Annotated in this window: 15 protein-coding genes; 9 read left to right on the top strand and 6 right to left on the bottom strand. The window is 73.6% G+C overall.

Annotation, left to right across the window (positions count from 1 at the left end):
- Positions 1-26: 26 nt before the first annotated feature.
- Together AB0I42_RS31245 and AB0I42_RS31240 are read left to right on the top strand one after the other, a co-directional pair.
- Positions 27-983, top strand: a complete 957-nt coding sequence (locus tag AB0I42_RS31245; RefSeq protein WP_357542995.1) for a YafY family protein — start codon at positions 27-29, stop codon at positions 981-983.
- A 30-nt stretch (positions 984-1,013) separates the two neighbouring features.
- Positions 1,014-1,289, top strand: coding sequence for a DUF2277 domain-containing protein (locus AB0I42_RS31240; protein ID WP_357542993.1), 276 nt, complete (start codon positions 1,014-1,016; stop codon positions 1,287-1,289).
- Between the two features lie 24 nt (positions 1,290-1,313).
- Here AB0I42_RS31240 and AB0I42_RS31235 read toward each other — a convergent pair whose 3' ends face one another.
- Positions 1,314-3,776: an FtsX-like permease family protein gene (locus AB0I42_RS31235; RefSeq protein ID WP_357542991.1), complete on the bottom strand. Its 2,463-nt coding sequence runs from the start codon at positions 3,774-3,776 to the stop codon at positions 1,314-1,316.
- Positions 3,773-4,597, bottom strand: coding sequence for an ABC transporter ATP-binding protein (locus tag AB0I42_RS31230; protein WP_357542989.1), 825 nt, complete (start codon positions 4,595-4,597; stop codon positions 3,773-3,775). The genes AB0I42_RS31235 and AB0I42_RS31230 overlap by 4 nt, the downstream gene beginning before the upstream one ends.
- A gap of 109 nt (positions 4,598-4,706) precedes the next feature.
- Between AB0I42_RS31230 and AB0I42_RS31225 the strand changes: the two genes are divergently transcribed.
- The gene (locus tag AB0I42_RS31225; RefSeq protein ID WP_357542987.1) at positions 4,707-5,951 is read left to right on the top strand and encodes a sensor domain-containing protein; all 1,245 of its coding nucleotides are present in this window, start codon (positions 4,707-4,709) and stop codon (positions 5,949-5,951) included.
- Positions 5,942-6,583 carry a response regulator transcription factor gene (locus AB0I42_RS31220; protein ID WP_357542985.1) on the top strand — a complete coding sequence of 214 codons (642 nt, stop codon included), beginning with the start codon at positions 5,942-5,944 and terminating at the stop codon, positions 6,581-6,583. The genes AB0I42_RS31225 and AB0I42_RS31220 overlap by 10 nt, the downstream gene beginning before the upstream one ends.
- An 87-nt stretch (positions 6,584-6,670) precedes the next feature.
- Here the strand turns inward: AB0I42_RS31220 and AB0I42_RS31215 are convergent, their stop codons facing one another.
- Positions 6,671-7,531 carry an alpha/beta hydrolase gene (locus tag AB0I42_RS31215; protein WP_357542983.1) on the bottom strand — a complete coding sequence of 287 codons (861 nt, stop codon included), beginning with the start codon at positions 7,529-7,531 and terminating at the stop codon, positions 6,671-6,673.
- 127 nt (positions 7,532-7,658) lie between these two features.
- Positions 7,659-8,405, bottom strand: coding sequence for an IclR family transcriptional regulator (locus AB0I42_RS31210; protein WP_357542981.1), 747 nt, complete (start codon positions 8,403-8,405; stop codon positions 7,659-7,661).
- Between AB0I42_RS31210 and AB0I42_RS31205 the strand changes: the two genes are divergently transcribed.
- The 5 genes from AB0I42_RS31205 (at position 8,404) to AB0I42_RS31185 (ending at position 21,365) form a co-directional block, all read left to right on the top strand.
- Positions 8,404-8,580: a hypothetical protein gene (locus tag AB0I42_RS31205; protein ID WP_357542979.1), complete on the top strand. Its 177-nt coding sequence runs from the start codon at positions 8,404-8,406 to the stop codon at positions 8,578-8,580. The two genes, AB0I42_RS31210 and AB0I42_RS31205, sit on opposite strands and share 2 nt — an antisense overlap.
- 112 nt (positions 8,581-8,692) lie before the next feature.
- Positions 8,693-10,111 (top strand): MFS transporter, encoded by a 1,419-nt coding sequence (locus tag AB0I42_RS31200; RefSeq protein WP_357542977.1) that lies wholly within the window; start codon positions 8,693-8,695, stop codon positions 10,109-10,111.
- A 70-nt stretch (positions 10,112-10,181) separates the two neighbouring features.
- Positions 10,182-13,076 carry a type I polyketide synthase gene (locus tag AB0I42_RS31195; protein WP_357542975.1) on the top strand — a complete coding sequence of 965 codons (2,895 nt, stop codon included), beginning with the start codon at positions 10,182-10,184 and terminating at the stop codon, positions 13,074-13,076.
- A 31-nt stretch (positions 13,077-13,107) separates the two neighbouring features.
- Positions 13,108-19,839 (top strand): MupA/Atu3671 family FMN-dependent luciferase-like monooxygenase, encoded by a 6,732-nt coding sequence (locus AB0I42_RS31190; protein WP_357542973.1) that lies wholly within the window; start codon positions 13,108-13,110, stop codon positions 19,837-19,839.
- Positions 19,836-21,365 (top strand): condensation domain-containing protein, encoded by a 1,530-nt coding sequence (locus AB0I42_RS31185; RefSeq protein ID WP_357542971.1) that lies wholly within the window; start codon positions 19,836-19,838, stop codon positions 21,363-21,365. Before AB0I42_RS31190 ends, AB0I42_RS31185 begins: the two co-directional genes overlap by 4 nt.
- A gap of 3 nt (positions 21,366-21,368) precedes the next feature.
- Here the strand turns inward: AB0I42_RS31185 and AB0I42_RS31180 are convergent, their stop codons facing one another.
- Together AB0I42_RS31180 and AB0I42_RS31175 are read right to left on the bottom strand one after the other, a co-directional pair.
- Entirely contained in the window at positions 21,369-23,471 is a 2,103-nt protein-coding gene (locus AB0I42_RS31180) for a discoidin domain-containing protein (protein ID WP_357542969.1), read from the bottom strand.
- Positions 23,472-23,721: 250 nt separating this feature from the next.
- Entirely contained in the window at positions 23,722-26,007 is a 2,286-nt protein-coding gene (locus AB0I42_RS31175; protein ID WP_357542967.1) for an excinuclease ABC subunit UvrA, read from the bottom strand.
- Positions 26,008-26,049: the final 42 nt, after the last annotated feature.

Here is a 26,049-nt window from a genome sequence, read left to right as displayed (position 1 = left end):
CCTAGCTGACCGGCAGACTCGGGTTCATGCTGGAAACCTCGGCGCGGCTGCTGCGCCTGCTGTCCCTGCTCCAGACGCCCCGCGACTGGAGCGGCGCCGAACTGGCCGAGCGGCTCGAGGTCGACGTACGTACCGTGCGCCGCGACATCGACAAGCTGCGCACCCTCGGCTATCCGGTGCACGCCACGCCGGGTGTCGCCGGTTACCGGCTCGGTGCCGGCGCCAACGTGCCGCCGCTGCTGCTCGACGACGACGAGGCGGTCGCCGTCGCGGTCGGCCTGCGCACCGCCGCCAGCGGTGGCGTCGCCGGCATCGAGGAGACCTCGGTACGCGCCCTCGCCAAGCTCGAACAGGTGCTGCCGAACCGGCTGCGGCGCCGGGTGAACCTGCTGCACTCGGTCACCGTGACGATGCCGGCCGGCGGCCCGACCGTCGACCCGACCCAACTGACCGCCGTCGCCGCCGCGTGCCGCGACCACGAGCGGCTCCGGTTCGACTACCGCGGCCACGACGGGGCGGAGTCGACGCGTACCGTCGAACCGCACCGCCTGGTGCACACCGGTCGACGCTGGTATCTGGTCGCCTGGGACGTCGACCGGGCGGACTGGCGGACGTACCGGATGGACCGGATGGTGCCGAAGACCCCGACCGGGCCGCGCTTCCGGCCGCGCGAGGCGCCCGATGTCGACCTGGCCGACTACCTGTCGCGGGGAGTGACGACCGGCGCCTACCGCTACCGGGCCCGGATCACGCTGCACGTGCCGGCGGCGACGGCGGCCGAACTGGTCCCGCCGACGATCGGCGTCATCGAGGCTGTCGACGACGGGAACTGCCTGCTGCACACGGGGTCGAACTCGCTCGACGAACTCGCCGTCTACGTCGGGCTGTTCGACCTGCCGTGCACGGTGCACGAGCCGGCCGAACTCGTCGCCGTGATCCGCCGGCTCACCGCGCGGCTGGCCGCCGCCATCGACAGCCGGTGACCGTCGGTGGGTCCTGGCATCCTTGGGCGCATGTGCAGAAGCATCCGGGTCCTCCACAACTTCGAGCCGCCGGCGACCGAGGACGAGATCCACGCCGCCGCACTCCAGTACGTCCGCAAGATCAGCGGTGCGACGAACCCGTCGGCGGCCAACGCCGAGGCGTTCGACGCCGCCGTGGAGGCGGTCGCCGCCGCCACCCGTACCCTGCTGGAAAGCCTGGTGACCAAGGCGCCGGCACGGGACCGCGAGGTCGAGGCGGCCAAGGCCAAGGCCCGCGCCGCCGAACGGTACGGCAGCGCGGGCTGAACCCGCCGGGCCGGCGGGCCGGGGTCAGTCCCGGTCGGCGGCCAGCGCGGTCGGCGGCGCCGCCGCCAGCCGGTGGGCGGGCACCACGCTGGCGAGCAGTGCCAGCAGGTAGCAGGTGGCGACCAGCGGCAGCACCGTCGACCAGGGGATGACCAGATCGACCGGCGACCCGAGCAGTTCGGTGTAGCCGTTGCGGAGCCCGACCAGCGCGGCGAACGCGACCAGTCCGCCGAGTACCGCGCCGATGGTGACGGTCAGCGTGGTCTCCACCGCGACGGTCCGGGCAACCTGGCCGGGGGTCGCCCCGGTCAGCCGCAGCACGGCGAAGTCGCGCCGCCGGGCGGTGGTCGCCATCAGCAGCGTGTTGGCGATGGCGATGCCGGTGTAGCCGACCGACAGGGCGAGCAGCACCAGCAGGAAGATCCGGACGAGCCGGTCCTCCTCGGCGTCGGCGCGGTGGGCGTACTCGGCCGGGGTCGCCGCGAGTCCGCCCAGGCCCTCGACACCGGCCCGGTCGGGGGTGATGCCGGCGGCGTACAGGACCGGGGTCAGCGCGGACGGGTCGTGCGTGCGGGCGGTGTCCCGGTTGATCAGGACCGGGGCGGGCAGGGCGTGGTCGTCGGCGAGGGCGACCACCCGCAGGGTGGCGGTCTCGCCGTCGGCGAGGACGACCGGGGCGGTGCCGCCCAACTGCCAGCCGTGCCGGTGCGCCGTACCGACGGTGGTGACCAGCGCGTCCGGGGCGGACAGGTCGTCGAGCGAACCGGACGAGACGGACACCGAGGCGGCGGCGAGCGCGGCGGGTTCGACACCGGACGCCTCGACGGGCCATGCCTCGCCGGCCGGCCCGGTCACGAAGATCCGGGTCGGCAGCTCGGCGGCGGAGGTGCCGCCGCCGGCCGCGACCGCCGCCGCGACGGCGTCGGAGAGCCCGGGTACGCCGTCCGGGGAGACCACCACGTCGGCGGGCACCCGTTCGGCCCGCTGGGTGCCGAACGCGTGCGACTGGATCTCGAACAGGCCGGTGATGAGCACCGCGAACCCGACGGTGACCAGCACCGGGGCGGCGGTGGAGGCGACCCGGCGGACGGCGACGAGCGCCCCCTCCCGGACCAGTTCGCCGGTGGCACCGCGCGCCGGCCGGGTGACCAGCCGCACCACCGGCGGGATGATCACCGGGGCGAGCAGGAAGAGGCCGACGATCAGCGACATCGCCGCGTAGATCATGAGGTTGACCAGCAGTTCCGGGTCGAGCGCGGGGGCGCCGGCGATGACGGCGAGGCCGCCGGCGGTGCCGAGCACCCCGAAGATCCACCGGGCCGGGGTCATCGGCCGCCGGTCGACGGCCGCTTCCCGCAGCGCCTCCAGCGGACGCACCCGGCCGGCGCGGCGGGACGCCGACCAGACGCCGAGCAGGGCGACGGTCAGCCCGAGGGCGACCGCGCCGAGCAGCACCAGCGGGTCCGGCGGCACCGTGAAGCCGGCCGGCTGGAGGCCGGCCTCGACCATCAGGTCGCCGAGGATCGGACCGAAGACCGCGCCGAGCACCGCACCGCCGCCGGCGGCGAGAAGGCCGACGACGACCGCCTCGCCGTAGATGATCCGGCGGACCTGGCCCGGGGTGGCGCCGACCGCCCGCAGCAGGCCGAGTTCGCGGCGGCGCTGGGCGATGCCGAACGCGAACGTCGACGCCACCACGAAGATCGTGACGAAGCCGGCGAGGCTCGCCATCGCGATCAGCAACTGCGCGCCGATCCACCGGGTCCGGCCCTCGAACTCCGGTTCCAGGGCGGTCCGGCCGGCACCGGCGTACACGTCGGCCCGGTCACCGACGACGTCGCGGGCGGCGGCGGCGACCGCGTCCGGGTCGGCGCCGGGCGAGAGGCGCAGGCCGATGACGGTCACCCCGCCGGCCAGCCGGTCGGCGGTCGGGTCGGCGACGTGGAAGCCGGGCCCGTCGACGGTGCCGGTGACGGTCAGCGGCAGCGGGCCGGCACCGGTCAGCAGCGTCACCCGCTCCCCCGGCGTGTAACCGAGGTCGCGGTCGAGGGCCACCTCGCCGTCGGCGGCCGGCGCCCGGCCGGCGACGATCGGGTACGGCGCCAGCGCGGCGGTGGACCAGGCGTGCCCGTTGTGCTGCCCCTCGCCCGGCGCGCCGACCGGCCGGCCGTCCCGCACGAGCTGGGCGTAGAACGACAGGTCGGGTACGGCGGACTCGACCCCCGGCAGCGCCGCCAGGCGTCCGGCGAGCGGGCCGGCGTCGGCCCTGCTCCACGGCAGGAACTCGGGGAACGCCTCCGGGTCGGCGCCGGCCGGGGCGGCCCGCACCAGCACCTGCGCGCCGGCGTACCGGTCCGGCACCTTCGGCTGCGCCGCGACCAGGACCAGCAGGGTGCTGACGAGTACGGCGACGCCGAGCCCGAGGGCGACGAACGAGCCGAGGAAGGTGGCCCAGCGGGCCCGTACGGTGGCCAGGGCGAACGTCACGCGCCGGCCTCCAGGTGCGCCATCCGGGCGGCGATCGCCTCCGGGCCGAGCCGGGAGCCGGACATCGCCGGACCGTCGGCGCCCGGGCCGGGTCGCGCCCCGGTCAGAGCGGGTGCCGGTGCGGTCATCTCGTCGACGAGACGGCCGTCGGCGAGGAAGAGCACCCGGTCGGCGTACGCGGCCGCGACCGGATCGTGGGTCACCATGATCACGGTCTGGCCGTGCCGGTCGACGATCCCGCGCAGCAGGGCCAGTACGTCCCGCGACGCCCTCGTGTCCAGCGCCCCGGTCGGCTCGTCGGCGAACAGGACCGCCGGCCGGGTCACCAGCGCGCGGGCGATCGCCACCCGCTGCTGCTGCCCGCCGGACAGTTCGCCGGGGCGGTGTCCGGCCCGGTCGGCGAGACCGACCTCGTCCAGGGCGCGCACCAGGTCGGCACGGGCCGGGCGGCGGCCGGCCAGCTTCAGCGGCAGGCCGACGTTCTGTTCCGCCGTCAGCGCGGCGACCAGGTTGAACGACTGGAAGACGAAGCCGATCCGCTGCCGGCGCAACACGGTCAGCGCCCGTTCGCCCAGCGGGCCGAGGTCGGTGCCGGCGATGGTCACCGTGCCGCCGGTGGGCCGGTCGAGGCCGGCCGCGCAGTGCAGCAGCGTCGACTTGCCGGAGCCGGACGGCCCCATGACGGCGGTGAACGTGCCGGCGGGGAAGGCGACGGTGACGCCGTCGAGGGCGGTCACCGCCTGCGGGCCGGTGCCGTAGACCCGGCGCAGGTCCGCCAGCCGTACGGCGTCGGCGGTCGTTTCGTGGAGGATCGTGGTCACCGGCCCAGCCAACCGTCCGGTGCGGCCGGGCACATTGGCGCAGGGACGAGGATCGAAGGTATAGCCAGCTCTACCGTCACCGGACCGGGCCACCGGTAGCGTCTGCGGTGTGGTCGCCCGGACCGCCCTGGAGGCGCTGACCCTGCCGCCGCTGCGCCTGCTGCGCTCGCCGTGGCCGTGGCGGTCGCTGGCATACCTGGGTTCGGGGGTGCTCCTCGGCCTGGCCAGCGTCCTGGCGCTGGTCACCCTCGGCACGCTCGGGGTGGTGCTGCTGATCGGCGTGGTCGGCCTGCTGGCGCTGCCCGGCATGGTCTGGGTCGGGATCGTGGTGGCCCGGTTCGAGCGGCGCCGGCTGCGGCTGGTCGACACCGAGCCGGCGTACGACCCGCACCGCCGGCCGGGCCGGCCGGGCTGGCGGGCCTGGCTGTCGACCCGGACGCGGGAGGCGGCGACCTGGCGCGAGTTCGGCTACCTGCTGGTGTCGGCGCTGGCGCTGTGGTGGATCGACCTGCTGCTGGTGGCCGCCGTGCTGTACGTGCCGCTGATGTTCATGAGCGCGCCGTTCGTCGACTCCGACCTGCCGATCTACCTGACCGTGCCGTCGCTGCTGGGCGGGATCGGCATCCTGCCGCTGGCCACCTATCCGATCATGGCGTGGGCCGGGACCCGGGCCGCGATCGCGCGGGCGGTGCTGTCACCGCGGGACACCGAACTGACCGCGCGGCTGGTCGAGGTGTCCCGGTCCCGGGCCCGGCTGGTCGACGCCTTCGAGCTGGAGCGGCGGCGGATCGAGCGCGACCTGCACGACGGCGCGCAGCAGCGGCTGGTCGCGTTGAGCATGACGCTCGGCCTGGCCCGGCTCGACCTGCCGGCGGACTCGCCGGCCGGGCAGCAGGTGGCCCGGGCGCACGAGCAGGCGAAGGAGGCGCTGGCCGAGCTGCGGGAGCTGATCCGGGGCGTACACCCGCAGGTGTTGAGCGACCGCGGCCTGCCGGCGGCGGTCGAGGACGTCGCCGGGCGGTCGCCGCTGCCGGTCGACGTCGACCTGCCGCTGCCCGGTCGGCTACCGGCCGCGACGGAACAGGTGGCGTACTTCGTGGTCACCGAGGCGCTGGCGAACGTCGCCAAGCACAGCGGTGCCACCCGGGCCCGGGTCGGCGGCGGCGTCACCGGGGTCACCGGCGACTGGCTCATCGTCGAGGTACGCGACGACGGCGTCGGCGGCGCCGACCCGGCCGCCGGCAGCGGGCTGACCGGGCTCGCCGACCGGGTCGCGGCCGTCGACGGGCGGCTGCTGCTGTCGAGCCCGGCCGGGGGGCCGACCGTGGTCCGGGCGGAGATCCCGTGCGGGTAGCGCTCGCCGAGGACTCGGTCCTGCTGCGGGAGGGGCTGGCCGGGCTGCTCCAGCGGTTCGGGCACACCGTCGTCGCCTCGGTCGGCGACGCGACCGCGCTGGTCGAGGCGGTCCGGGTGCACGGGCCGGACGTGGTGGTCACCGACGTACGGATGCCGCCCGGCTTCAGCGACGAGGGGCTGCGGGCCGCCGTCGCGCTGCGCGCCGCCCGGCCGTCGCTGGCGGTGCTGGTGCTCAGCCAGTACGTCGAGCAGACGTACGCGGCCGAACTGCTCGACTCCGGCCGGGGCGCCGGGGTCGGCTACCTGCTCAAGGACCGCATCGGTGAGGTCGAGGAGTTCGTCGACGCGCTGGCCCGGGTCGCGGCCGGCGGCACGGTCGTCGACCCGGAGGTGGTCCGCCAACTGCTGCGCCGCCGCCGGGATCCGTTGTCCCGGCTGACACCGCGTGAGCGGGAGGTGCTGGGGTTGATGGCCGAGGGCCGGTCGAACGCGGCCATCGCCCGCACCCTGGTGGTGTCGGAGGCGGCGGTGGCCAAGCACATTGGCTCGGTGCTGGCCAAGCTCGACCTGCCGCCGGACGAGGACGCCCACCGCAGGGTCCTCGCCGTCCTCGCGTACCTGCGCGGCTGACCCTGCCCGCCCTGGCCCCGCGATCTTGCAGTTATCTCCCCCTTTTGTCGCTTCTGCCCGGCGACAAGTGCAAGATCGCGGAAAGGCCTACTTCTTGCGGGACATCGCCGGGGTGCGGGCACCGATGAACTGCATGATCGCGTTGTTCACCTCGTCGGCGTGCGTCCACGGGATCGCGTGCGGGGCGCCGGGCAGGGTCACCAGTTCGCTGTCCGGCAGCATGGCGTTCAGCCGGGGCGCGGTCAGCGGGTACGGCAGCACCCGGTCGGCGTCCCCGTGGATGATCAGCGTCGGTACGTCGATGCGCGCCACGTCGGCCCGGAAATCGGTCAGCCAACTGCTGACGCACTCGTAGGTGCCGATCGGCGACGCGCTGACCGCGAGGTTCCAGTTCGCCCGGTACGCCTCCTCGCTGACCTGCTTGCCCCTGGTCTGGTCGTAGTTGAAGAAGTCGTTGAGGAAGCTGGTCTGGTAGGCGTAGCGGTCCGCGACGATCGACTGCTGGAACCCGTCGAACACGGCCTTGTCGACCCCCTCCGGGTTGTCGGCGGTCTTGAGCAGGTACGGCGGGATCGTGCTGACCAGCACCGCCCGGCTGATCCGGTCGGAGCCGTACGTCCCGAGGTAGCGGGTGACCTCGCCGGTTCCCATCGAGTGGCCGACCAGCACCACGTCGCGGAGGTCCAGCTCGTTGATGAGCATGTTCAGGTCCGAGGCGAACGTGTCGTAGTCGTAGCCCTCGGTCGGCCGGGCCGACTGGCCGAAGCCGCGCCGGTCGTAGGCGATGGTCCGGTAGCCGGCCATCAGCAGGGCCGGCACCTGCTTCTCCCAGGCCGCGCTGCTCAGCGGGAAGCCGTGGATGAGCACGACGGGCTGGCCGGAGCCGTGATCCTCGTAGTAGAGGTCGATCGGCGCGGAGTTCTCGGTACCGACGGTCACGTAGGGCATGGCTGCTCCTCCTCCTGGGCGTACGCGCGGTGATCCCTGGCAGGCGCGTACAGGGGGCTTCCCGGCACGCGCGTGCGCGGCGGTATTCCCCACCGCCCGCGCGGTATTCGCGCGGGCCGGCCCGCGCTCAGAAGACGTCGGCCGCCGCGATCTCGGCCGCACCCCGGGCCAGCAGGGTCCGGGCGCGGTCCAGCCCGTCGAGGGTGAGGCGCCAAATCGGGCCGGCGGCGCTGAGCGCGGCCGGGCAGCGCCCGTCGGCGGTCAGCACCGGCACCGCGACCGCCCGGATGCCCTCGTTGCGCTCCTGCTCGTTCAGCGCGTAGCCCTGTGCGCTGACCTGCCTCAACTCGGCCCGCAGCTCGTCGGAGGAGGTGATCGTGTGGGCGGTGTAGCGGGGCAGGCCGCTGTCGATCACCTGCTCCAGGAGCGCGTCCGGGCCGAACGCCAGCAGCACCTTGCCGGCCGCGCTGGCGTGCAGGCTGGTCAGCGGTGCCGGCAGGACGCCCAGCCGGACGGCGTCGTCGGCCGGTTCGCGGCGGTCGACGTAGAGCAGCGAGCGGCCGCTGACCACGCCGAGGTGGATCGTCTCGTTGCACTGCGTGACCAGCCGGTCCAGGACCGGTCCAGCGACAGTCACCAGGGAGTTCCGGCGCCGGGCGTGATCGCCGAGCGCGATCAGCCGGGGGCCGAGGGCGTAGTCGCGGTTGGGCAGGCGGCGCACGTAGCCGCGCTCCTCCAGCAGGGCGAGCATCCGGTGTGCGGTCGGCTTGGTGACGCCGGTGGCCCGGGCGACCTCGCCGAGGCTGGCGCTGCCGCGTTCGTTCTCCAGGGCCTCCAGGATGGACAGGGCCTTGCCGAGGGAGGTTCCGGCCATGGCCATCGCCCTTTCCGATCTGTTCCGTACGGGTGTCGCCGACGCATGGTCGCACACCTACCGGGTCGGGTCGGTGGGTGTGGTGGCGGCCGCCGGGGGCGCCGGGGCCGGCGGGCCCGCGCGGCGGCTTCGACCCGGCGGCGATCACGCCGCGTCGATGGTGACGGGTACGTGACACCGGGACACTGATCACGCTGCGTCAGAGTCTCGACACACAGGGATTCGTCACTATACTCGCATTCGTCAATCATTCACTTGATCAGATATTGACGGAAAATTATGCGCGCATGAGAGTCAGTGGGTCCGCGAACGGCGCCTCGCGCGCCATGCGACACTTCCGTTTCCTCGCCGTCGGCAACGCCGTGTCCTCCTACGGCAGCTACCTCAACATGGTGGCACTCAACCTCTTCGCCTATCACCTGACCGGCAGCGCACTGCAGACCGGCCTGTTCATGGCGCTGCGGCTGGGCGCGAGCTTCCTCACCGGCCTGCTGGCCGGCAGCGCGGTGTCCAGACTGGACCGCAAGCGGGTGATGGTCACCGCCGACTCCACCCAGGCGGTCGCCATGGTGGTGCTCGTGCTCGCCCCGGTGGCGACGCAGAGCACCCTGCTCTACGCCATCGCCACCATCACCGGCATCTGCGGCACGCTGTCCAGCGTCGCGCTGCGCAGCAGCATCCCCGAGATCGTCGGGGCCGACCGGCGGGTACGCGCCAACGCCCTCCTGGTCACCGGGCGGTCCCTGGCGATGGTGGCCGGGTTCGCGTCCGCCGGGCTGGTCATCGCCACCCTCGGCTACACCGCGGCGTTCATCATCAACGCGCTGACCTTCGCCTTCGCCGCACTCAACCTGGCCCGGCTGCCGATCAGCACCCGCAGGACTGCCGCCGAACCGGCCGCCGACGGCACGGCCGGCGAAGCCGGCGCGAAACGGGAGAGCCTGCTCGGCGCGCAACTCACCGCGTTTCGCTTCCTCAAGGCCGCCCCGATCCTGCTCGCCATGATCGGCCTGCGGGCGATCGACGGATTCGGGTCCGCCTCGCACAACGTCGGCCTGCCGGTGCTCTCCAGCAGCATCGACCCGGGCAACCCGGCCGCGTTCATGTCGCAGTTCTGGACCGTCTGGGCGATCGGCAGCATCCTCGCCCAGCGCGCGGTGGCCTGGTGGTCGAAGCGGAGCGAACGCTCCATCAACGAACGGGCCTTCGCGATCGGCGCCATCGTGATGTCGCTGGCGTTCATCCTCGCGTTCACCACCCCACCGCTGATCTTCGGCATCCTCGTCGCGCTGCTGGCCGGCGTCGCCGACGGGTTCACCGAGATCGCGTACACCTCGCGGCTGCAGACCGCGCCGGACGAGCAGCGCGGCTACGTCTTCGGCTTCTCGGCGATGGCGGAGAACTTCGGCTTCGGTGGCGGCATGGTGCTCTGCGCCGCGCTGATGGAGCGGATGAGCCCGCTCGCGGTCGTGGCGATCTTCCACGGGCTGGCCATCGTGCTCGCCCTGGCATTCCTCGCCGTTCTCGTCCTGCGCCGACGGGGACGCGGGACCGCCGGGCCGACCGAAACCGAGAAGCCGGCCAGGACCGGTGACCCGGTTCCGGAACCGGCCGGCGGCGTACCCGAGGTCGTCAACCGCCCCACCGGCCCCACCACCGAACGCAGCGAGGCGGGCGCGGCCGAACGGAGCGAGGCGGGCACATGACCGAGCGCAGCGAGGGCATCGGCAAGCTCAGTACAAGTCATGGGCCGGCCGAGCGGAGCGAGGCAGGCACATGACCGAGCGCAGCGAGCGCATGGACCGGCGGATCGCGGTCATCGGGATGGCGTTCCGGCTGCCCGGTGCCGACAACCCGCAGACCTACTGGCGCAACATCCGCGACGGGGTGTGCAGCGTACGCCGCTTCGGCGACCGGGAGCTGGCCGCGGCCGGCGTACCCGCCGACCTGCGCGGCGCACCCGACTTCGTCGGGGTCAGCGGCGTGCTCGACGACATCGAGGGCTTCGACGCGGAGTTCTTCGGCATCAGCGCCCACGAGGCCCGGGTCACCGACCCGCAGCACCGGATCTTCCTGGAGACCTGCTACCACGCGCTGGAGCACGGCGGTTACGCCGCCACCGCGCTCGGGACCCGGGTCGGGGTCTTCGCCGGTGTCGGCTTCCACCTCTACCCGCTCAACACCTACCTGTTGAGCAACCTCGCCCATCCCGACCGGGCCGACGACTGGCTGTCGGGGATGCAGGTGGCGGTCGGCAACCACACCGACTTCCTCGCCACCCGGGCCTCCTACCGGCTCGGGCTGACCGGGCCGTCGATGGGGGTGCAGAGCGGCTGCTCGACCTCACTGGTCGCGGTCCACCTGGCCAGCCAGGCCCTGCTGTCCGGCGACGCCGACCTCGCGGTGGCCGGCGCGGCGGCGGTGCACGTGCCGGTGGCGCTGGGCTACCGCTACGTCAAGGGCTCGATCCTGTCCCGCAGCGGCCGCTGCCGGGCCTTCGACGCCGAGGCGGACGGCACCGTCGGCGGCAACGGCGTCGCCGCCGTACTGCTGAAGCGGTTCGACCGGGCGGTCGCCGACGGCGACACGATCCACGCGGTGCTGCTCGGCTGCGGGATCAACAACGACGGTGCCGGCAAGCACAGCTACACCGCGCCGAGCGCGGCCGGGCAGCGCGGCGCACTGCTGCGCGCGTACGAGGTCGCCGGGGTCTCGCCGGACGGGATCGGCTACCTGGAGACGCACGGCACCGGCACCTTCAAGGGCGATCCGATCGAGTTCGACGGCATGACCTCGGCGTTCCGCGAGCACACCGACCGGGTCGGCTACTGCGCGATCGGCTCGGTGAAGCCCAACATCGGGCACCTCGACGCCTGCGCCGGCATGGCCGGCCTGATCAAGACGATCCTGGTGCTGCGGCACGGCGAGATCCCGCCGATGGCGGGCTACCAGCGCCCCAACCCGGCCCTGGACCTCGACACGAGCCCGTTCTACGTGCCGACCGCGCCGCGCCCGTGGCCGGCCGGTGACGGGCCGCGCCGGGCGGCGGTGACCGCGCTCGGTGTCGGCGGCACCAACGTCCACCTGATCCTGGAGGAGGCGCCGGCGCGGCGCGTACCCGCCGGCGACGCGCAGGTCCCCGGCCTGCTGCCGCTGTCCGCCCGGCACCCCGACGCGCTCGCCGGTCTCGCCACGGCGCTGCGCGACCACCTGCGCGGCGACCCGGACGCCGGGGTCGCCGATCTGCTCACCACCACGGCGCTCGGGCGGCCGCACCTGCGACACCGCCTGGTCGCCTTCGGCGCCACCCCGTCGGCTCTCGCCGACGCCCTCGACGCGTATCTCGACCGGCCGGACCGGCCCGACCCCCGGTTCGTCACCGGCGAGCCGGCCCAGGACACGCCGGTCTTCCTCTATTCGGGGCAGGGCACCCCGGCACCGGGGATGGCCCGGGTCCTGTACGACCGTTTCCCGGCCTTCCGCGCCGTGCTCGACGAGTGCGACCGGCTGCACGCCGAGGCCGGCGGCCGGTCGCTGCTGGCCGCGCTCACCGGTGGGTCCACACCGGACGCGGTCTGGGACACCGAGTTCGCCCAGCCGGCGCTGTTCGCCTACCAGGCGGCGCTCACCGGGCTGTGGGCCGCGCTCGGGATCGCCCCGGGCCTGGTCGCCGGGCACAGCGTCGGCGAGTACGCGGCCCTGCACGCGGCCGGCGCGCTGTCGCTGGCCGACGGCATCCGGCTGACCCGGCTGCGCGGCGAACTGATGCACCGGGCGACCGCTCCCGGCGGAATGCTCGCGGTGCTCGCCGACCCGGAAACCGTCGACCGGGTCCGCGCCGAATGCCGTGACCTCGACCTCGCCGCCGTCAACACGCCGACGAACCGGGTGCTCGCCGGGCCGGCCGCCGCCGTGGACCGGGCCGGCGCGCTGCTCGACGGGTGGGGTGTGCGCTGGCAGCGGCTGGCGGTCGATCGGGCCTTCCACTCCGCCCTGCTCGATCCGGTGCTGGCCGACCTGCGCCGGGCGCTCACCACGGTGCCGCTGCGCCCGCTGCGGATTCCGCTGGTCAACGGCCTCGACGGCACGGTGCTGCCGGCCGGACACGTGGTCGACGTCGAGCACCTGCTGCGGCACGCCCGCGAGCCGGTCCGCTTCGACCTGGTGCTGGAGACGGTCGGCCGGTCCGGGGACGCGCCGCTGGTCGAGGTCGGGCCGAACGCCGTACTGGCCGGGCTGGGCCGCGCGGTGCTGCCAGACCGCCCGGTGACCGCCACCCAGCGGCGGGGCGCCGAGATCGAATCGCTCGGCCGGGCGGTCGCCCGGCTGCACGCGGCCGGCGCCGCCGTGAACTGGCCGGTGCTGCTCGCGGGCTGCGGCGGCGGGCGGGTGCCGCTGCCGGCCTACCCGTTCCAACACCGTCCACACTGGATCGAACCGGCCGCCGCCGGCGCGCCGCCCGCACCACCGGCGGACCCGCCGGCCGGGGCCGACGAACAGACGCTGCGGGCCGTCGCGGCCGTCGCGGAACAGGTACGCGGCCTGGCCACCACGCAGGCCCGGCTGCTGGGCCAACTCGCCGAGGTCGTCGCGGCACGACCGGCCACCGAACCGGGGGCACCGGCCCCGGCGACCGACCGCCACAACGGCAGCAGTGTCTCTGGGGTGTGACCCCGGCCAACCGCAAGCCTCTGGAGGAACGATGCTGGGAAACGGGGCCACGAGCCACACCGACCGGAGCCCGGGTGTCGAGGACGTCTCCGAACGGGTCCGCGAACTCACCGCACGACACCTGGGCTGCGCCCTGGCCGACGTACGGGTGGACACGCCCTTCCTCGACCTGGGCGCCGACTCCCTGACGATGATCAACATGCTGCGCGAGCTGGAGGGCGAGTTCTCGGTACGGGTCGCGATGCGCGAACTCTTCGACGAGGGCGACACCCCGGCCCGGCTGTCCCGGCTGGTCGTGGCCCGGATCGGCGGCGGCCCGACGGGCACTCCTCCCCCGGTCCCCGCCCCGGCCGCATTCCCTGCCGCGCCCGTGACGCCGTCCCCGGTGAGCACGCCGGCGGTTCCGGTCCCGCCCGCCCCGGTGCCCGCCGCGCCGGCCGTGATCGCGGCACCGGCGCTGCCCCCCATCGCACCCGCCCCGCCGGCCACCGTCCCGGCGCCACGGCAACCCGCCGAGTCCGTCACCGCGCAGGTTCCGCCTGCGGCAGCCGGGAGCCCGGCTGCGCCGGCCGGCGGCGCCATCGCCGACCTCGCCGCCCAGCTCCAGGAGATGGTCCGGCAGTCGCAGCTCATCGAGGAACAGCTCGCCGCCCTGCGTTCCGCCACCGCACCGCCGGCCGCCGCACCGGCGCCGGTCGCCGCCGAAGCCTCCGCCGCCGGGACCACCGTGGACGCCCCGGATACCCCGACCGTGGACGCGCCGGTCGTACACGGGCCGAGGGTGACCGTCGCGCACGGCTCGGGGATGACGGCCGGGCAGCGCACCGACGCCCAGCGGGCACACGTCGACGAGCTGCGGCAGCGGCTCGTGGCGAAGACCCGGACCTCCCGGGAGATCACCCAGCGCTACCGCCGGCCGCTGGCCGACAGCCGGGCCGTGGTCGGGTTCCGCAGCGGCACCAAGGAGATGTTGTATCCGATCGCCGGCCAGCGGGCCCGTGGCTCCTGGCTGGAGGACGTCGACGGCAACCGCTACGTCGACATCACGATGGGCTTCGGGGTGCTGCTCTTCGGCCACGAGCCGCAGTTCGTGACCGAGGCGGTACGCGAGCACCTGTCCCGGGGCGTCCAGCTCGGGCCGCGCAGCATCGACACCGGCGAGGCGGCGGTACTCCTCAGCGAGATGGTGGGGCTGCCCCGGGTCGCGTTCGCCAACTCCGGCACCGAGGCGAACTCGGCCGCGATCCGGCTGGCCCGGGCCGCCACCGGCCGGGACAAGATCGTCATGTTCCACGGGTCGTACCACGGCCACGCCGACAACGTGCTCGGCCGCTCGAACGGCACCGGCGCCGACCGGACCACCGTCCCGGTCTCGACCGGCATCCCGCACAGCGCCGTCAGCGACCTGGTGGTCCTCGACTACGGGGCGGCGGAGAGCCTGGCCGCCATCGAGTCGCTCGGCCCGGAACTCGCCGCCGTGATCGTCGAACCGATCCAGAGCCGGCACCCGACCCGGCAGCCGGCCGAGTTCCTGCACAAGCTCCGGGAGATCACCGCCCGGCACGGCGTCGTGCTGATGTTCGACGAGATGCTGACCGGCTTCCGGCCGCACCCGAGGGGCGCGCAGGGCCTCTTCGGCGTCACCCCCGACCTGGCGACGTACGGCAAGGCGCTCGGCGGCGGCTTCCCGATCGGCGCGATCGCCGGCCGCGAGGACATCATGGACGGCGTCGACGGCGGCTTCTGGCAGTACGGCGACGACAGCCGCCCGCCCCGCGAGACGACGTTCTTCGGCGGCACCTACATCCAGCACCCGGTGTCGATGGTGGCCGCCCGGGCGGTGCTGACCCATCTCAAGCAGCACAGCCCGCACCTCCAGGAGCGGCTGAACGCGCGCACCGACGAACTGGTCGGGTCGCTCAACCGGTTCTTCGAGGACGAGGAGTTCCCGGTCCGGCTGGGACACTTCGGTTCGCAGTTCCGCTTCGAGCACCGCGCCGACATGGAACTGCTCTACCACCACCTGCTGCTCAAGGGCGTCTTCGTGTGGGAGTGGCGGAACTTCTTCCTCTCCACCGCGCACACCGACGCCGACGTGGAGCAGATCGCCGACGCGGTACGCGACTCGCTGCGCGAGATGCGCACCGCCGGCTACTTCCCCACCGGCGGCGGCGTACCCGTCCCGGCCGCCACCCCGGTCCCGGCCCGGACCGCCGGCACCACCGCGCCGGCCACGGCCGGAACCCCCGGCACCGCCGCGCCGGTGGCCCGGACCGCCGAGGCGGCCGCGCCGGTGCCGCCGACGACGCCCGCCAGCGCGCCGGTGGCCCGTACCGCCGACGCGGTCGCCCGGACCGAACCGGTGTCGGAGCCGGCGCCGGCCGGCACCCGGACGGCGCCGGACTTCAGCGTCTACTTCTTCGGCGACTACCCGGCGGAGAGCGCCCCCGAAGACAAGTACCGCACGATCATCGAGACCGCCCGGTACGCCGACACCCACGGCTTCCACTCGCTGTGGATGCCGGAGCGGCACTTCCACTCCTTCGGCGGCGTCTTCCCGAACCCGGTGGTGCTCGCCGCCGCGCTCGCCCGGGAGACCACCCGGATCCGGCTCAACGCCGGCTCGGTCGTGCTGCCCCTGCACGACCCGCTCCGGGTCGCCGAGGAGTGGTCCATGGTGGACAACCTGTCCGCCGGCCGGGTCGGCATCGGCTGCGCGTCCGGCTGGCACGCCAACGACTTCGTCCTCGCCCCGCAGCACTTCGGCCGGCACCGCGAGGTCATGTACGAGCAGCTGGACCAGATCCGCCGGCTGTGGCGCGGCGAGTCGGTCACCCGCCGCTCGGGCAGCGGCGACGACGTGGCCGTACGCGTCTTCCCGCGCCCGGTGCAGTCGATGCCACCGATGTTCACCGCCGTCGTCGGCCGGCCCGAGTCGTTCCAGCTCGCCGCCGAGCACGACCTCGGCGTCATCACCAACCTGATGAGCCAGTCGGTCGAGCAACTGGCCGACAACATCGCCCTGTACCGCAAGGCGCGGGCGGCGCACGGGCTCGACCCGGGCCGGGTGGTGGTGCTGGCGCACACGTTCGTCGGCCCCGACGGCCGCCGGGCGCGGGCCGAGGCGTTCGAGCCGCTGCGGTCGTACATGCGCTCGTCGCTGTCGCTTTTCGGCCAGGTCACCAACAGCCTCGGCTTCCAGATCGACATGGACAACGTACGCGAGGACGACCTCGACTTCGTCTTCGAGCGGGCGTACGAGCGCTACTGCGAGTCCCGGGCGCTGATCGGCACCCCGGACGAGTGCGCGGCGGTGGTGGAGTCGCTGGTCGCGGCCGGCGTCGACGAGATCGCCGCCCTGGTCGACTTCGGGGTGCCGGCGGACCGGCTGGCCGCCGGCCTGCCCCACCTCGACCTGCTGCGCCGGCGGTCGGCCGCCGAACCGGCCGAACCCGCACCGGCGCCCGCCGCGCCGATCGACGTCGCGCCGGCCCCGGCCCGGCCGGCCGCCGACGTAGACGGGCCGCCGCGCACCGCCCCGCTGTCGCCCGGACAGCGCCGGATCTGGTTCCTCGACCGGCTCTTCCCCGGTCGCAGCGCCTACAACGAGCCGGCCTTCATCCGGCTCGACGGCCCGCTCGACGTGCCGGCGCTGCGCACCGCGCTGGACCAGCTCGTCGAACGGCACCCCGCGATCCGTACGGTTCTCGTCGAGGTCGACGGCGAGCCGGTGCAGCGGGTGCTGCCGCCGGCCGGCGCGCGGTTCACGGTCGAGGACCACACCGGCGCCGACGAGGCCGCCGTCTGCCGGGCCGCGGTGGAGCGGGAGAGCAGCCACGTGTTCGACCTGACCACCGGCCCGCTGTTCCACGCCCGCCTGCTGCGGCTGGCCGAGACCCGGCACGTACTGGTGCTGTCGTTCCACCACGTCGTGGTCGACGCGACGTCGGCGACCGTGGTGACCCGCGACCTGTCGGAGCTGTACCGGGCGCGGGTCGAGGGCGGGCCGGCGGCGCTGCCGGCCCTGCCGCGCGGGTACGCCGACTTCGCCGTGGCGCAGGTCGCCGCGCTCGGCGGCGAGAAGGCCCGGGACGACCTGGCGTACTGGCGGGAGCGGCTCGGCGGGGAACTGCCGGTGCTGGCCCTGCCGACCGACCGTCCCCGCCCGCCGGTGATGGGCACCCGGGGCCGGTCCGTGGTCCGGCTCGTCGAACCCGCCGTCGCCACCGCGCTGCGGACCCTGGCCAGCCGCCACCGCGCCACCCTGTTCATGGTCCTGACCAGCGCGTTCGCCGCGACGATCGGCCGGTTCAGCGGCCAGGAGGAGATCATCGTCGGCACCCCGGTCACCGACCGGCCGGCCGGCGCCGAGGAGGTCGTCGGCTTCTTCCTCAACACCCTGGCCCTGCGCCTCGACCTGACCGGCGACCCGGCGTTCACCGAGTTGCTGGCCCGGACCCGGGCGACGGCGCTGGCCGCCTACGACCACGCCGACGTGCCGTTCGAGACCGTGGTCGGCGCCCTGGCGCCGGAGCGGGACACCAGCCGCAATCCGATCTTCCAGGTGATCGCCGAGTTCGAGAACGACGTCGCGTTCCGGCTCGACCTGCCGGGTGTCACCGCGACGACGCTCGACGTCGGCGCCGACCGGGCCGTGGTCGACCTGGTGCTCTACCTGACCAACCGGTCCGACGGGATCGGTGCCCGGCTGGAATACAACGTCGACCTGTTCGAGGAGTCGACCGCGCGGCGGCTGGCCGACGCCTTCACCGGGCTGCTGGCGGCGGTCGCCGCCGACCCCGGGGCGCCGCTGTCGCGGCTCGGCGCTCCCACCGCCGCCGACCGGGAGACGCTGGACCGGTTGGGGTCCGGCCCGGTCCGACCGGTCTCCGACGAGTGCCTGCACACGGCCGTGGAACGCTGGGTGGCGGCGACGCCGCAGAGTGTCGCGGTCATCGGCGGCGGCGCGGTGCTGACGTACGGGCAGCTCGACGCGCGCGCCGACGAACTGGCCGGGCGGCTGCGGGCGGCCGGCACCGGCCCCGGTGACGTCGTCGCACTGTGGCTGCCCCGGTCGCCGGACCTGGTCGTGGCGATGCTCGCCGTCCTGAAGACCGGTGCCGCCTACCTGCCGCTCGACCCGGGCCTCGGCACGCCCCGGGTGCGGTTCATGGTGGAGGACAGCCGCGCCCGCGTGCTGCTGTCCACGTCGGACTCCGAGGTGCCGCCGCTGCCGGCCGGGGTGGCCACGCTGCACGTCGACATCACCGGCGACGCACCGGCCGCCGGCACCGGCGCGCCGGCCGACGACCCGGACGCGGCCGGCTACGTCATCTACACCTCCGGATCGACCGGCCGGCCCAAGGGGGTCGCGGTCAGCCACCGCGCCGTACGCAACCTGAGCCGGTGGCACGCCGACGCCACCGGCACGACCCCCGCCGACCGGCACGCCGTCGTGTGTGGACAGAGCTTCGACGCCTCGGTGCTGGAGGTCTGGCCGGCCCTGGTCGCCGGCGCCAGTCTGGCCATCGCCGACGACCACGTACGGCTCGACCCGGCGGCGCTGGCCCGCTGGTACCGCACCGCCGGGGTGACCCTGACGATCCTGCCCACCGCGCTCGCCGAGGCGGTGCTCGCCCTGCCGGTGCCGGCCCAGCCGCCGCTGCGGCACCTGATGATCGGCGGCGACCGGCTGCGGACCCGTCCCCACCCCGGGGTGTCGTACCAGGTCAGCAACGTCTACGGCCCGACGGAGACCACAGTGCTGGCGACCACGGCCGTCGTCGCCGACCCGACCGTCGACGACGGCCCGATCAGCGTCGGCCGACCGGTCGACAACGTACGCCTGCACGTGCTGGACCCGGCCGGCCGGGCGGTGCCGGTCGGCGCCCGGGGCGAGCTGTACATCGGCGGCCCCGGTCTGGCCCTGGGCTACCTGCACCGGCCGGACCTCACCGCCGAGCGTTTCGTCACCGGCGTCCCGGCGGCGCCCGGCGAGCGGCTCTACCGCACCGGTGACCTGGTCCGCTGGAACCCGGCCGGGGAGCTGGAGTTCCTCGGCCGGATCGACGACCAGGTCAAGGTCCGTGGCTACCGGGTGGAGCCGGCCGAGGTGGCCGCCGTGCTGCTCGGGCTCGCCGAGGTCGCCGACGGCGTGGTGACCGCGCCACGCGACCGGTCCGGCGACGCCTACCTCGCCGCGTACGTGGTGCCGGCCGACGGTGTCGCCCCGGACGGGCTCGCCGGGCGGTTGGCCGACGCGCTGGCCCGGGAACTGCCGGACCACATGGTGCCGCGCGCCTGGGCGTTCCTGCCGGCGCTGCCGGTCAACAGCAACGGCAAGGTCGACCGGGCCGCGCTGCCCGCCCCCGGGCTCCAGGCCGGCCCGTCCGGCACCGCACCCGCCGCCGGCCCGGCACCGTCGGCCGTCCCGGCCGAGCCGGCCGCCGCACCGCCGGTCCCGGCCGCCGCCGAGACCCCGGCGGCGCGCCCCGCACCCCCGGACGACCTGGAGCGGACCGTACGGGAGATGTGGCGCGCCGAGCTGGACCGGACGTCGGACCAGACGCCGGCCGACGCGTCGTTCTTCGCCCTCGGCGGTCACTCGATCACCGCGATGCGGCTGCTCGGCCGGGTACGGGAGGCGACCGGCGTGGAATACCCCGTGCTGCGGTTCTTCCGGGCACCGACGATCCGGGCGATGGCCGACCACCTGCGCGAGCAGCGGCCCGCCACCACCGCCCGGGTCAGGGGCACGCTGTGAACCTCGACGAACTGCTGGCGTACGCCGCCGGCCACGACGTGCGGCTGGCGGCCGACGACGAGGGGCAGCTCCGTTTCGACGCCCCCGCCGACGCGGTCACGCCCGAACTGATCACGGCGCTGCGGGCGTACCGGTCCGAACTGCTCGACCGCCTCGGCATCGGGCCGGCGCCGGAGCGGGTCGAGGTCGCCCGGGGTCCGCTCTCCTACCAGCAGGACCGGATGCTGTCGATCATCAACACGACCCCGCCGAGCGCCACCTGGAACGTCAGCATGCGGCTGGTCCTCACCGGCACCCTCGACGAGGCCGCGCTGCGGACCGCGCTGGACGCCGTCGTCGCCCGGCACGAGGCGCTGCGGTCCCGGTTCGTCGACGACGGCGACGGACCGGTGCAGATCGTCTACGCCCACCAGGAGGTGACGCTGCCCGTCGTCGACGTCACCGGCCTGCCGGATCCGGACCGGCTGGAGCGGGCCGAGAACGTCAGCCGGGCCATCGCCCAGGTCGCGTTCGACCTCGACCACGAACTTCCGCTGCGCCTGCAGCTGGTCCGGGTCGACGCGCACACCTGGTGGTTGATGATCGTCGTGCACCACGTCGCCTGTGACGGCTGGGCCGTGTCGGTGATGTTGCACGACATGGCGGCCGGCTACCGCCGGGCGCTGGCGGGTGAGGCCCCCGACCGTACCCCGCCGACCGTCCAGTCGATCGACTTCGCCCGCTGGGAGCAGCGGGTGTACGACGCCGAGACCCGGCGCCGACGGGCGGACTACTGGTCGACGGCACTGACCCTCGAAGGGTTCGCCCTCGACCTGCCGTACGACCGGCCGGCGCCGCCGGTGCCGACCGGCCGGGGCCGGGCCCACCACTTCCGGGTGCCGCCCGATGTGGAACGCGACGTCAGGGCGTTCTCCGTAGAGCGGAACACGACGCTGTTCCCGACGCTGGCCGCGGCGATGGGTGTGCTGCTCACCCGGCTGACCGGCCAGGGCGACGTCACCATCTCCCTGCCGTACGCCAACCGGGACCGGGTCGAGTTCGCCGAGACGGTCGCGATCGTGGCCTGCCCACTGCTGATCCGGGTACGCTCCGACACCGCGCCCACCTTCGCCGACCTGGTCGACCAGGTCGGGATGGGGCTGTTCGCCGGGGTCGACAACATGCTGCCGATCGGGTGGATCTACGACCGGCTGATCGAGGACGCCGGAGGCGGCGAGCAGCCGATGGCGGCGGTCAGCTTCGCCTACCAGAGCACGCTGAACCTGGAACTGGACCTGCCGGGGTTGACCACCGAGGTGGAGGACCGGCCGACCGGGGCCTCCCGCGTGACGCTGATCTGCGGGCTGATCCCCCGGTCGTTCGGGCTGGAGGGCTACCTGGAGTACGCGCTCGACCGGCTCGACCCGGCGACCGCGAAGTCCTGGATGGACGGTTATCTGGAGGTGCTGGCGACCGCCTGCCGGCAGCCGCACCGCCCGCTGCACGAGCTGACCGGGCTGCCGGCCCCCGTGCCGGCGGCCGCCTGACCGTCAGGCGGCATAGACCTCGAACTCGCCGATCTGGCCGGCCGGCCAGCCGGTGTTGGCGGTCACCGACAGCCGGACGTAGCGGGTCGGGGTCGCGGTGAACTGGATGGTCACCGTGTTGCCGGTGGCCGGGTCGAAGACCCGCCCGGCCGGCCCGGCGAGCGTGGTGAAGGTGGTCCCGTTGGTGCTGCCCTGCACCGACAGCGTCTGGGTACGCGCCTGCCAGGCCGCCGCCGGCGGCAGCTTCAGCACCACCCGGCCGACGGCGACGGCGGCGCCGAGGTCCACCTGGATCCACTGCGGGAAGGCGCTGTTGGCGCTCTCCCAGTAGCTGGCCGGGTTGCCGTCGACGGCGTTGCCGGACACCAGGTTCTGGGTGTGGCCGCTGGCCGAGGTCGGCCGGCCGGCGGCCAGGTTGGTGACGGGTTGCGCGGCCGTCCCGTAGACCTGCAGCCGGGAGAGCTGGGCCGCCGGCCAGCCGGTGTTGCCGGTGACGGTGACCCGTACGTGACGGGCGGCCGTCGCCGGGACGTTGATCGTCACCTGGTTTCCGGTGGCCGGGTCGAAGACCCGCCCGGCCGGCCCGGCGAGCGTCGAGAACGCGGTCCCGTCGGTGCTGCCCTGCACCGACAGGGTCTGGGTGCGGGTTCCCCAGCCGGCCGGCAGGGCCAGCACGACCCGCTCGACGGTCCGGGCCGCGCCCAGGTCGACCTGGAGCCACTGCGGCAGCGGCCCGGCGCTCTCCCAGTAGGTGGCGGCACTGGTGTCGACGGCGTTCGCGGCGACGTACGGGCCGTTCTGGCTGCTGGCCGAGGTGGGCCGGCCGGCGGCGAGATCACCGGTCGGGTCGGGGCCGCCGAGCGTCGGCGGGGTGGGCCGCACCGGGGTCAGGGCGAGCTGTCCCTTGAGCATCCGGCCGCCGTCGGCGGTGATCCGCAGGTAGTAGTCGGACGAGCAGGCCACCCCGTCCTCGTCGAGGGCCCGGATGCCGACGCCGGCCGGCACCCAGGCCGCCGTCTCGGCGGTCTTGGCGATCTGGTTGCCCTCGTTGTACTCGTCGAACATCGACACGTACAGGCCCTGCGCGCCGAGCCGGACCAGGTTGTAGAGGTGCCGCCAGTAGAAGTCGCCGTGCGCCCGGTGGCCGGCGGACAGGTCGCCGGGCATGACGCAGGGCTGGTAGTCGACGCCGCGGGCGTTGCAGTCGGCCTGGTCGGGGACGTTGACGTTGGTGTGGAACCAGTCGAGGCCGTCGAGGGTGCCGGTGCGGCCGACCATCCACGGCGAGATCATGTCGAAGGCGCGGTAGACGTCGGAGAAGCCGGGCCGGGAGTCGTTGATCCCGGTACGCCAGTAGGTCGGCACACCGCCGATGACGTAGCAGCCCTGAGCCTTGAACCAGTTGACCACCTCGAGGCAGGGCGCCGGGGCGAACGGGCGGCCGGGGTCGTTGAAGCCGAAGCCCCAGATGCAGACGACGGGCTTGCCGTTCTGCCGGGCGTACGCCGGGGACGCGGTGTACGCCGACATCTTCGTGGTCCAGTCCGTCTTCAGCTCGGTTTGCATACTGGACCAACTTGTTACGTCGTACATGATGTAGAACTTGCGGCCGAAGCGCTCGGCGGCGTCGCGGACCTTGACCGCCATGGCGTCGCGGGTCGGGCCCTCGTCGCCGAACGGGTTGAACCGTTGCAGGGCGGCGGTGTCGCAGCCGTAGTCGCGCATCCAGCGGAAGTGCGTGTCGACGGTCTGCTGGTCGTACGACGAGAAAAGCGTCGCCGGCTGGCCGTTGCCGAGATTGGGGTAGGCGGTCGGGTAGCCGCGGCTGTATTCGCGCATGTCGGGCCAGGAGACGATCGTGGTGTTGGCCGGTGAGGGCGGCTGGAAGCGGTCGCGGCTCCAGTGCCACCAGCCGCCGATCGGCGCGCCGTCGCCGGGGCAGGAGAACCAGCCCTGGTAGCCGACGGAGATCTTGCCGACGACGTCGCCGACCGGGCTGGCCGCGTGGGCGGGCGACGCCGCGGCGAGCAGCTCGGAGGTGGACACGGCGGCGAGGGCCGATCCGGCGACCACCGACGACACGAAACTGCGACGGGTGACAGGCATGGTTGCTCCATTTCCTGCGAGCAGGTGCATCGATGCCCGGCATACTGCCAGCTTTGTTCATAGCATCGCAATACTTGAATCAGTCGATGGAAATTTCCGACTGCCACCCCGCAAGATGCCGACGCCGCACCCCACCTCCCCGCGATCTTGCAGTCATCTCCCGCTTTTGCACGCCTTTGGGCGAATCCTTGTGCAAGATCGCGGGGCCGGCCGGGCGGTGGCGCCACCCGGGACGGCCCCGCGACTCGGGCTAGCTGCGGGCCAGGTATTCGCGCAGGTGGCGGGCGGTCAGCGAGTCGCCGCGCGCGACCAGGTCGGCCGGGGTGCCGGTGAAGACCACCTGCCCACCATCGTGACCGGCGCCCGGGCCGAGATCGATCAGCCAGTCGGCGTGCGCCATGACCGCCTGGTGGTGCTCGATGACGATGACCGTGTTGCCGGCGTCGACCAGCCGGTCCAGCAGGGCCAGCAACTGGTCGACGTCCGCCAGGTGCAGACCGGTCGTCGGCTCGTCGAGGACGTACGTCGCCGCCTTCTCGGCCATGTGGATCGCCAACTTCAGCCGCTGCCGCTCGCCGCCGGACAGCGTCGTCAGCGGCTGGCCGAGACCGAGATAGCCCAGGCCGACGTCACCGAGCCGGTCGAGGATGACCCGGGCCGCACCCGACGGGAAGAAGTCCCGGGCCTGCGCGACCGACATCGCCAGCACCTCGCTGATGTCCTTGCCCCGCAGCTTGTGGGTCAGCACCTCGGCGGTGAACCGCCGGCCCTCGCACGTCTCGCAGACGGTCGCCACCCCGGCCATCATCGCCAGGTCGGTGTAGACCAGCCCGATCCCCTTGCAGTTCTGGCAGGCACCCTCGGAGTTGGCGCTGAACAGGGCGGCCTTCACCCCGTTGGCCTTCGCGAACGCCGTACGGATCGGGTCGAGCAGCCCGGTGTAGGTGGCCGGGTTGCTGCGCCGGGAGCCACGGATGGCCGTCTGGTCGACCACCACCACGCCGTCGCGGCGGGTCAGCGAACCGTGGATCAGCGAACTCTTGCCGGAGCCCGCCACCCCGGTCACGACGGTGAGCACACCGAGCGGGATGTCGACGTGCACGTCCTTGAGGTTGTGCAGCCGGGCACCGGCGATCGACACCTGCCCGGTCGGCTTCCGTACGGTGTCGCGCAGCGTCACCCGGTGGTCGAGGTGCCGGCCGGTCAACGTGCCGGAGGCACGCAGGCCGGCGATGTCGCCGGTGTAGCAGATCTGTCCCCCGGCGGAACCGGCCCCCGGCCCGAGGTCGACGACGTGGTCGGCGATCTGGATCACCTCGGGCTTGTGCTCCACGACGAGCACCGTGTTGCCCTTGTCGCGCAGCCGCAGCAGCAGGTCGTTCATCCGGGCGATGTCGTGCGGGTGCAGCCCGACGGTCGGCTCGTCGAAGACGTACGTGACGTCGGTGAGGCTGGAGCCCAGATGACGGACCATCTTGACCCGCTGCGACTCGCCACCGGACAGGGTGCCGGACTCGCGGTCGAGGCTGAGGTAGCCCAGCCCGATCTCGACCAGCGAGTCCAGCGTCTCGGTCAGCCCGGCCAGCAGCGGCGCCACCGACGGGTCGGAGATCTTGCGGACGAACTCGGCCAGGTCGCTGATCTGCATCGCGGCGCATTCGGCGATGTTCCGTCCGGCGATCCGGCAGCCGAGCACCGCCGGGTTGAGGCGGGTGCCGCCGCAGTCCGGGCAGGAGGTGTAGACCACGGCCCGGTCGACGAACGCCCGGATGTGCGCCTGCATCGATTCCCGGTCCTTGGCCAGGATGGTGCGCCGGACCTTGACCAGCAGGCCCTCGTACGTGGTGTTGAGGCCGCTGATCTTGACCTTGGTCGACGGCTTGTTCAGGAAATCGTCCCACTGCTGCGGGGTGTAGTCCTTCAGCTTCACCGCCGGGTCGACGAACCCGGAATGGGCGATGCTCTGCCAGTACCAGCCGCCGACGTTGAACCCGGGAACGGTGATCGCCCCCTCGTCGAGCGACAGTTCCCGGTCGACCAACTCGGCTATGTCGATGTCGGTGACTCGGCCGAGCCCCTCACAACGCGGGCACATGCCGTCGGGGGCGTTGAAGCTGAAGGCGGTCGCCGGACCGACGTACGGCTCGCCGAGCCGGCTGAAGACGATCCGCAACATCGTGTACGCGTCGGTGGCGGTGCCCACCGTCGACCGCGAGTTGGCGCCCATCCGCTCCTGGTCGACGACGATCGCCGCGCTCAGGTTGCGCAGCGCGTCCACGTCGGGCCGGCTGGGGCTGCCCATGAACGACTGGAGGAAGGCCGTGTAGGTTTCGTTGATCAGGCGCTGCGACTCCGCGGCGATGGTGCCGAAGACCAGCGACGACTTGCCCGACCCGGAGACGCCGGTGAAAACGGTCAGCCGGCGTTTGGGGATGTCCAGGGAGATGTTGGTCAGATTGTTCTCGCGGGCACCACGCACCTCGATCACATCGTGGCTGTCGGCGGGCAGGATGCGGTTCGGCACGGCGTCCGGCATGGGGATTCCTTCCTGGAAGTTGGCACCCGATCTATCCAGGCG

The organism is Polymorphospora sp. NPDC050346 (assembly GCF_040655695.1).
GTDB classification, from domain to species: domain Bacteria; phylum Actinomycetota; class Actinomycetes; order Mycobacteriales; family Micromonosporaceae; genus Polymorphospora; species Polymorphospora lycopeni.
This window is presented reverse-complemented; position numbering and strand designations above follow the sequence as displayed.

What these genes read in the sequence shown, in the direction of transcription:
- AB0I42_RS31240 (WP_357542993.1), top strand. Translation starts at nt 1,014, where the DNA reads ATGTGCAGAAGCATCCGGGTCCTCCACAACTTCGAGCCGCCGGCGACC.
- AB0I42_RS31175 (WP_357542967.1), bottom strand. Translation starts at nt 26,007, where the DNA reads ATGCCGGACGCCGTGCCGAACCGCATCCTGCCCGCCGACAGCCACGAT.
- AB0I42_RS31195 (WP_357542975.1), top strand. Translation starts at nt 10,182, where the DNA reads ATGACCGAGCGCAGCGAGCGCATGGACCGGCGGATCGCGGTCATCGGG.
- AB0I42_RS31245 (WP_357542995.1), top strand. Translation starts at nt 27, where the DNA reads ATGCTGGAAACCTCGGCGCGGCTGCTGCGCCTGCTGTCCCTGCTCCAG.
- AB0I42_RS31190 (WP_357542973.1), top strand. Translation starts at nt 13,108, where the DNA reads ATGCTGGGAAACGGGGCCACGAGCCACACCGACCGGAGCCCGGGTGTC.
- AB0I42_RS31200 (WP_357542977.1), top strand. Translation starts at nt 8,693, where the DNA reads ATGAGAGTCAGTGGGTCCGCGAACGGCGCCTCGCGCGCCATGCGACAC.
- AB0I42_RS31205 (WP_357542979.1), top strand. Translation starts at nt 8,404, where the DNA reads ATGGCCATCGCCCTTTCCGATCTGTTCCGTACGGGTGTCGCCGACGCA.
- AB0I42_RS31215 (WP_357542983.1), bottom strand. Translation starts at nt 7,531, where the DNA reads ATGCCCTACGTGACCGTCGGTACCGAGAACTCCGCGCCGATCGACCTC.
- AB0I42_RS31180 (WP_357542969.1), bottom strand. Translation starts at nt 23,471, where the DNA reads ATGCCTGTCACCCGTCGCAGTTTCGTGTCGTCGGTGGTCGCCGGATCG.
- AB0I42_RS31210 (WP_357542981.1), bottom strand. Translation starts at nt 8,405, where the DNA reads ATGGCCGGAACCTCCCTCGGCAAGGCCCTGTCCATCCTGGAGGCCCTG.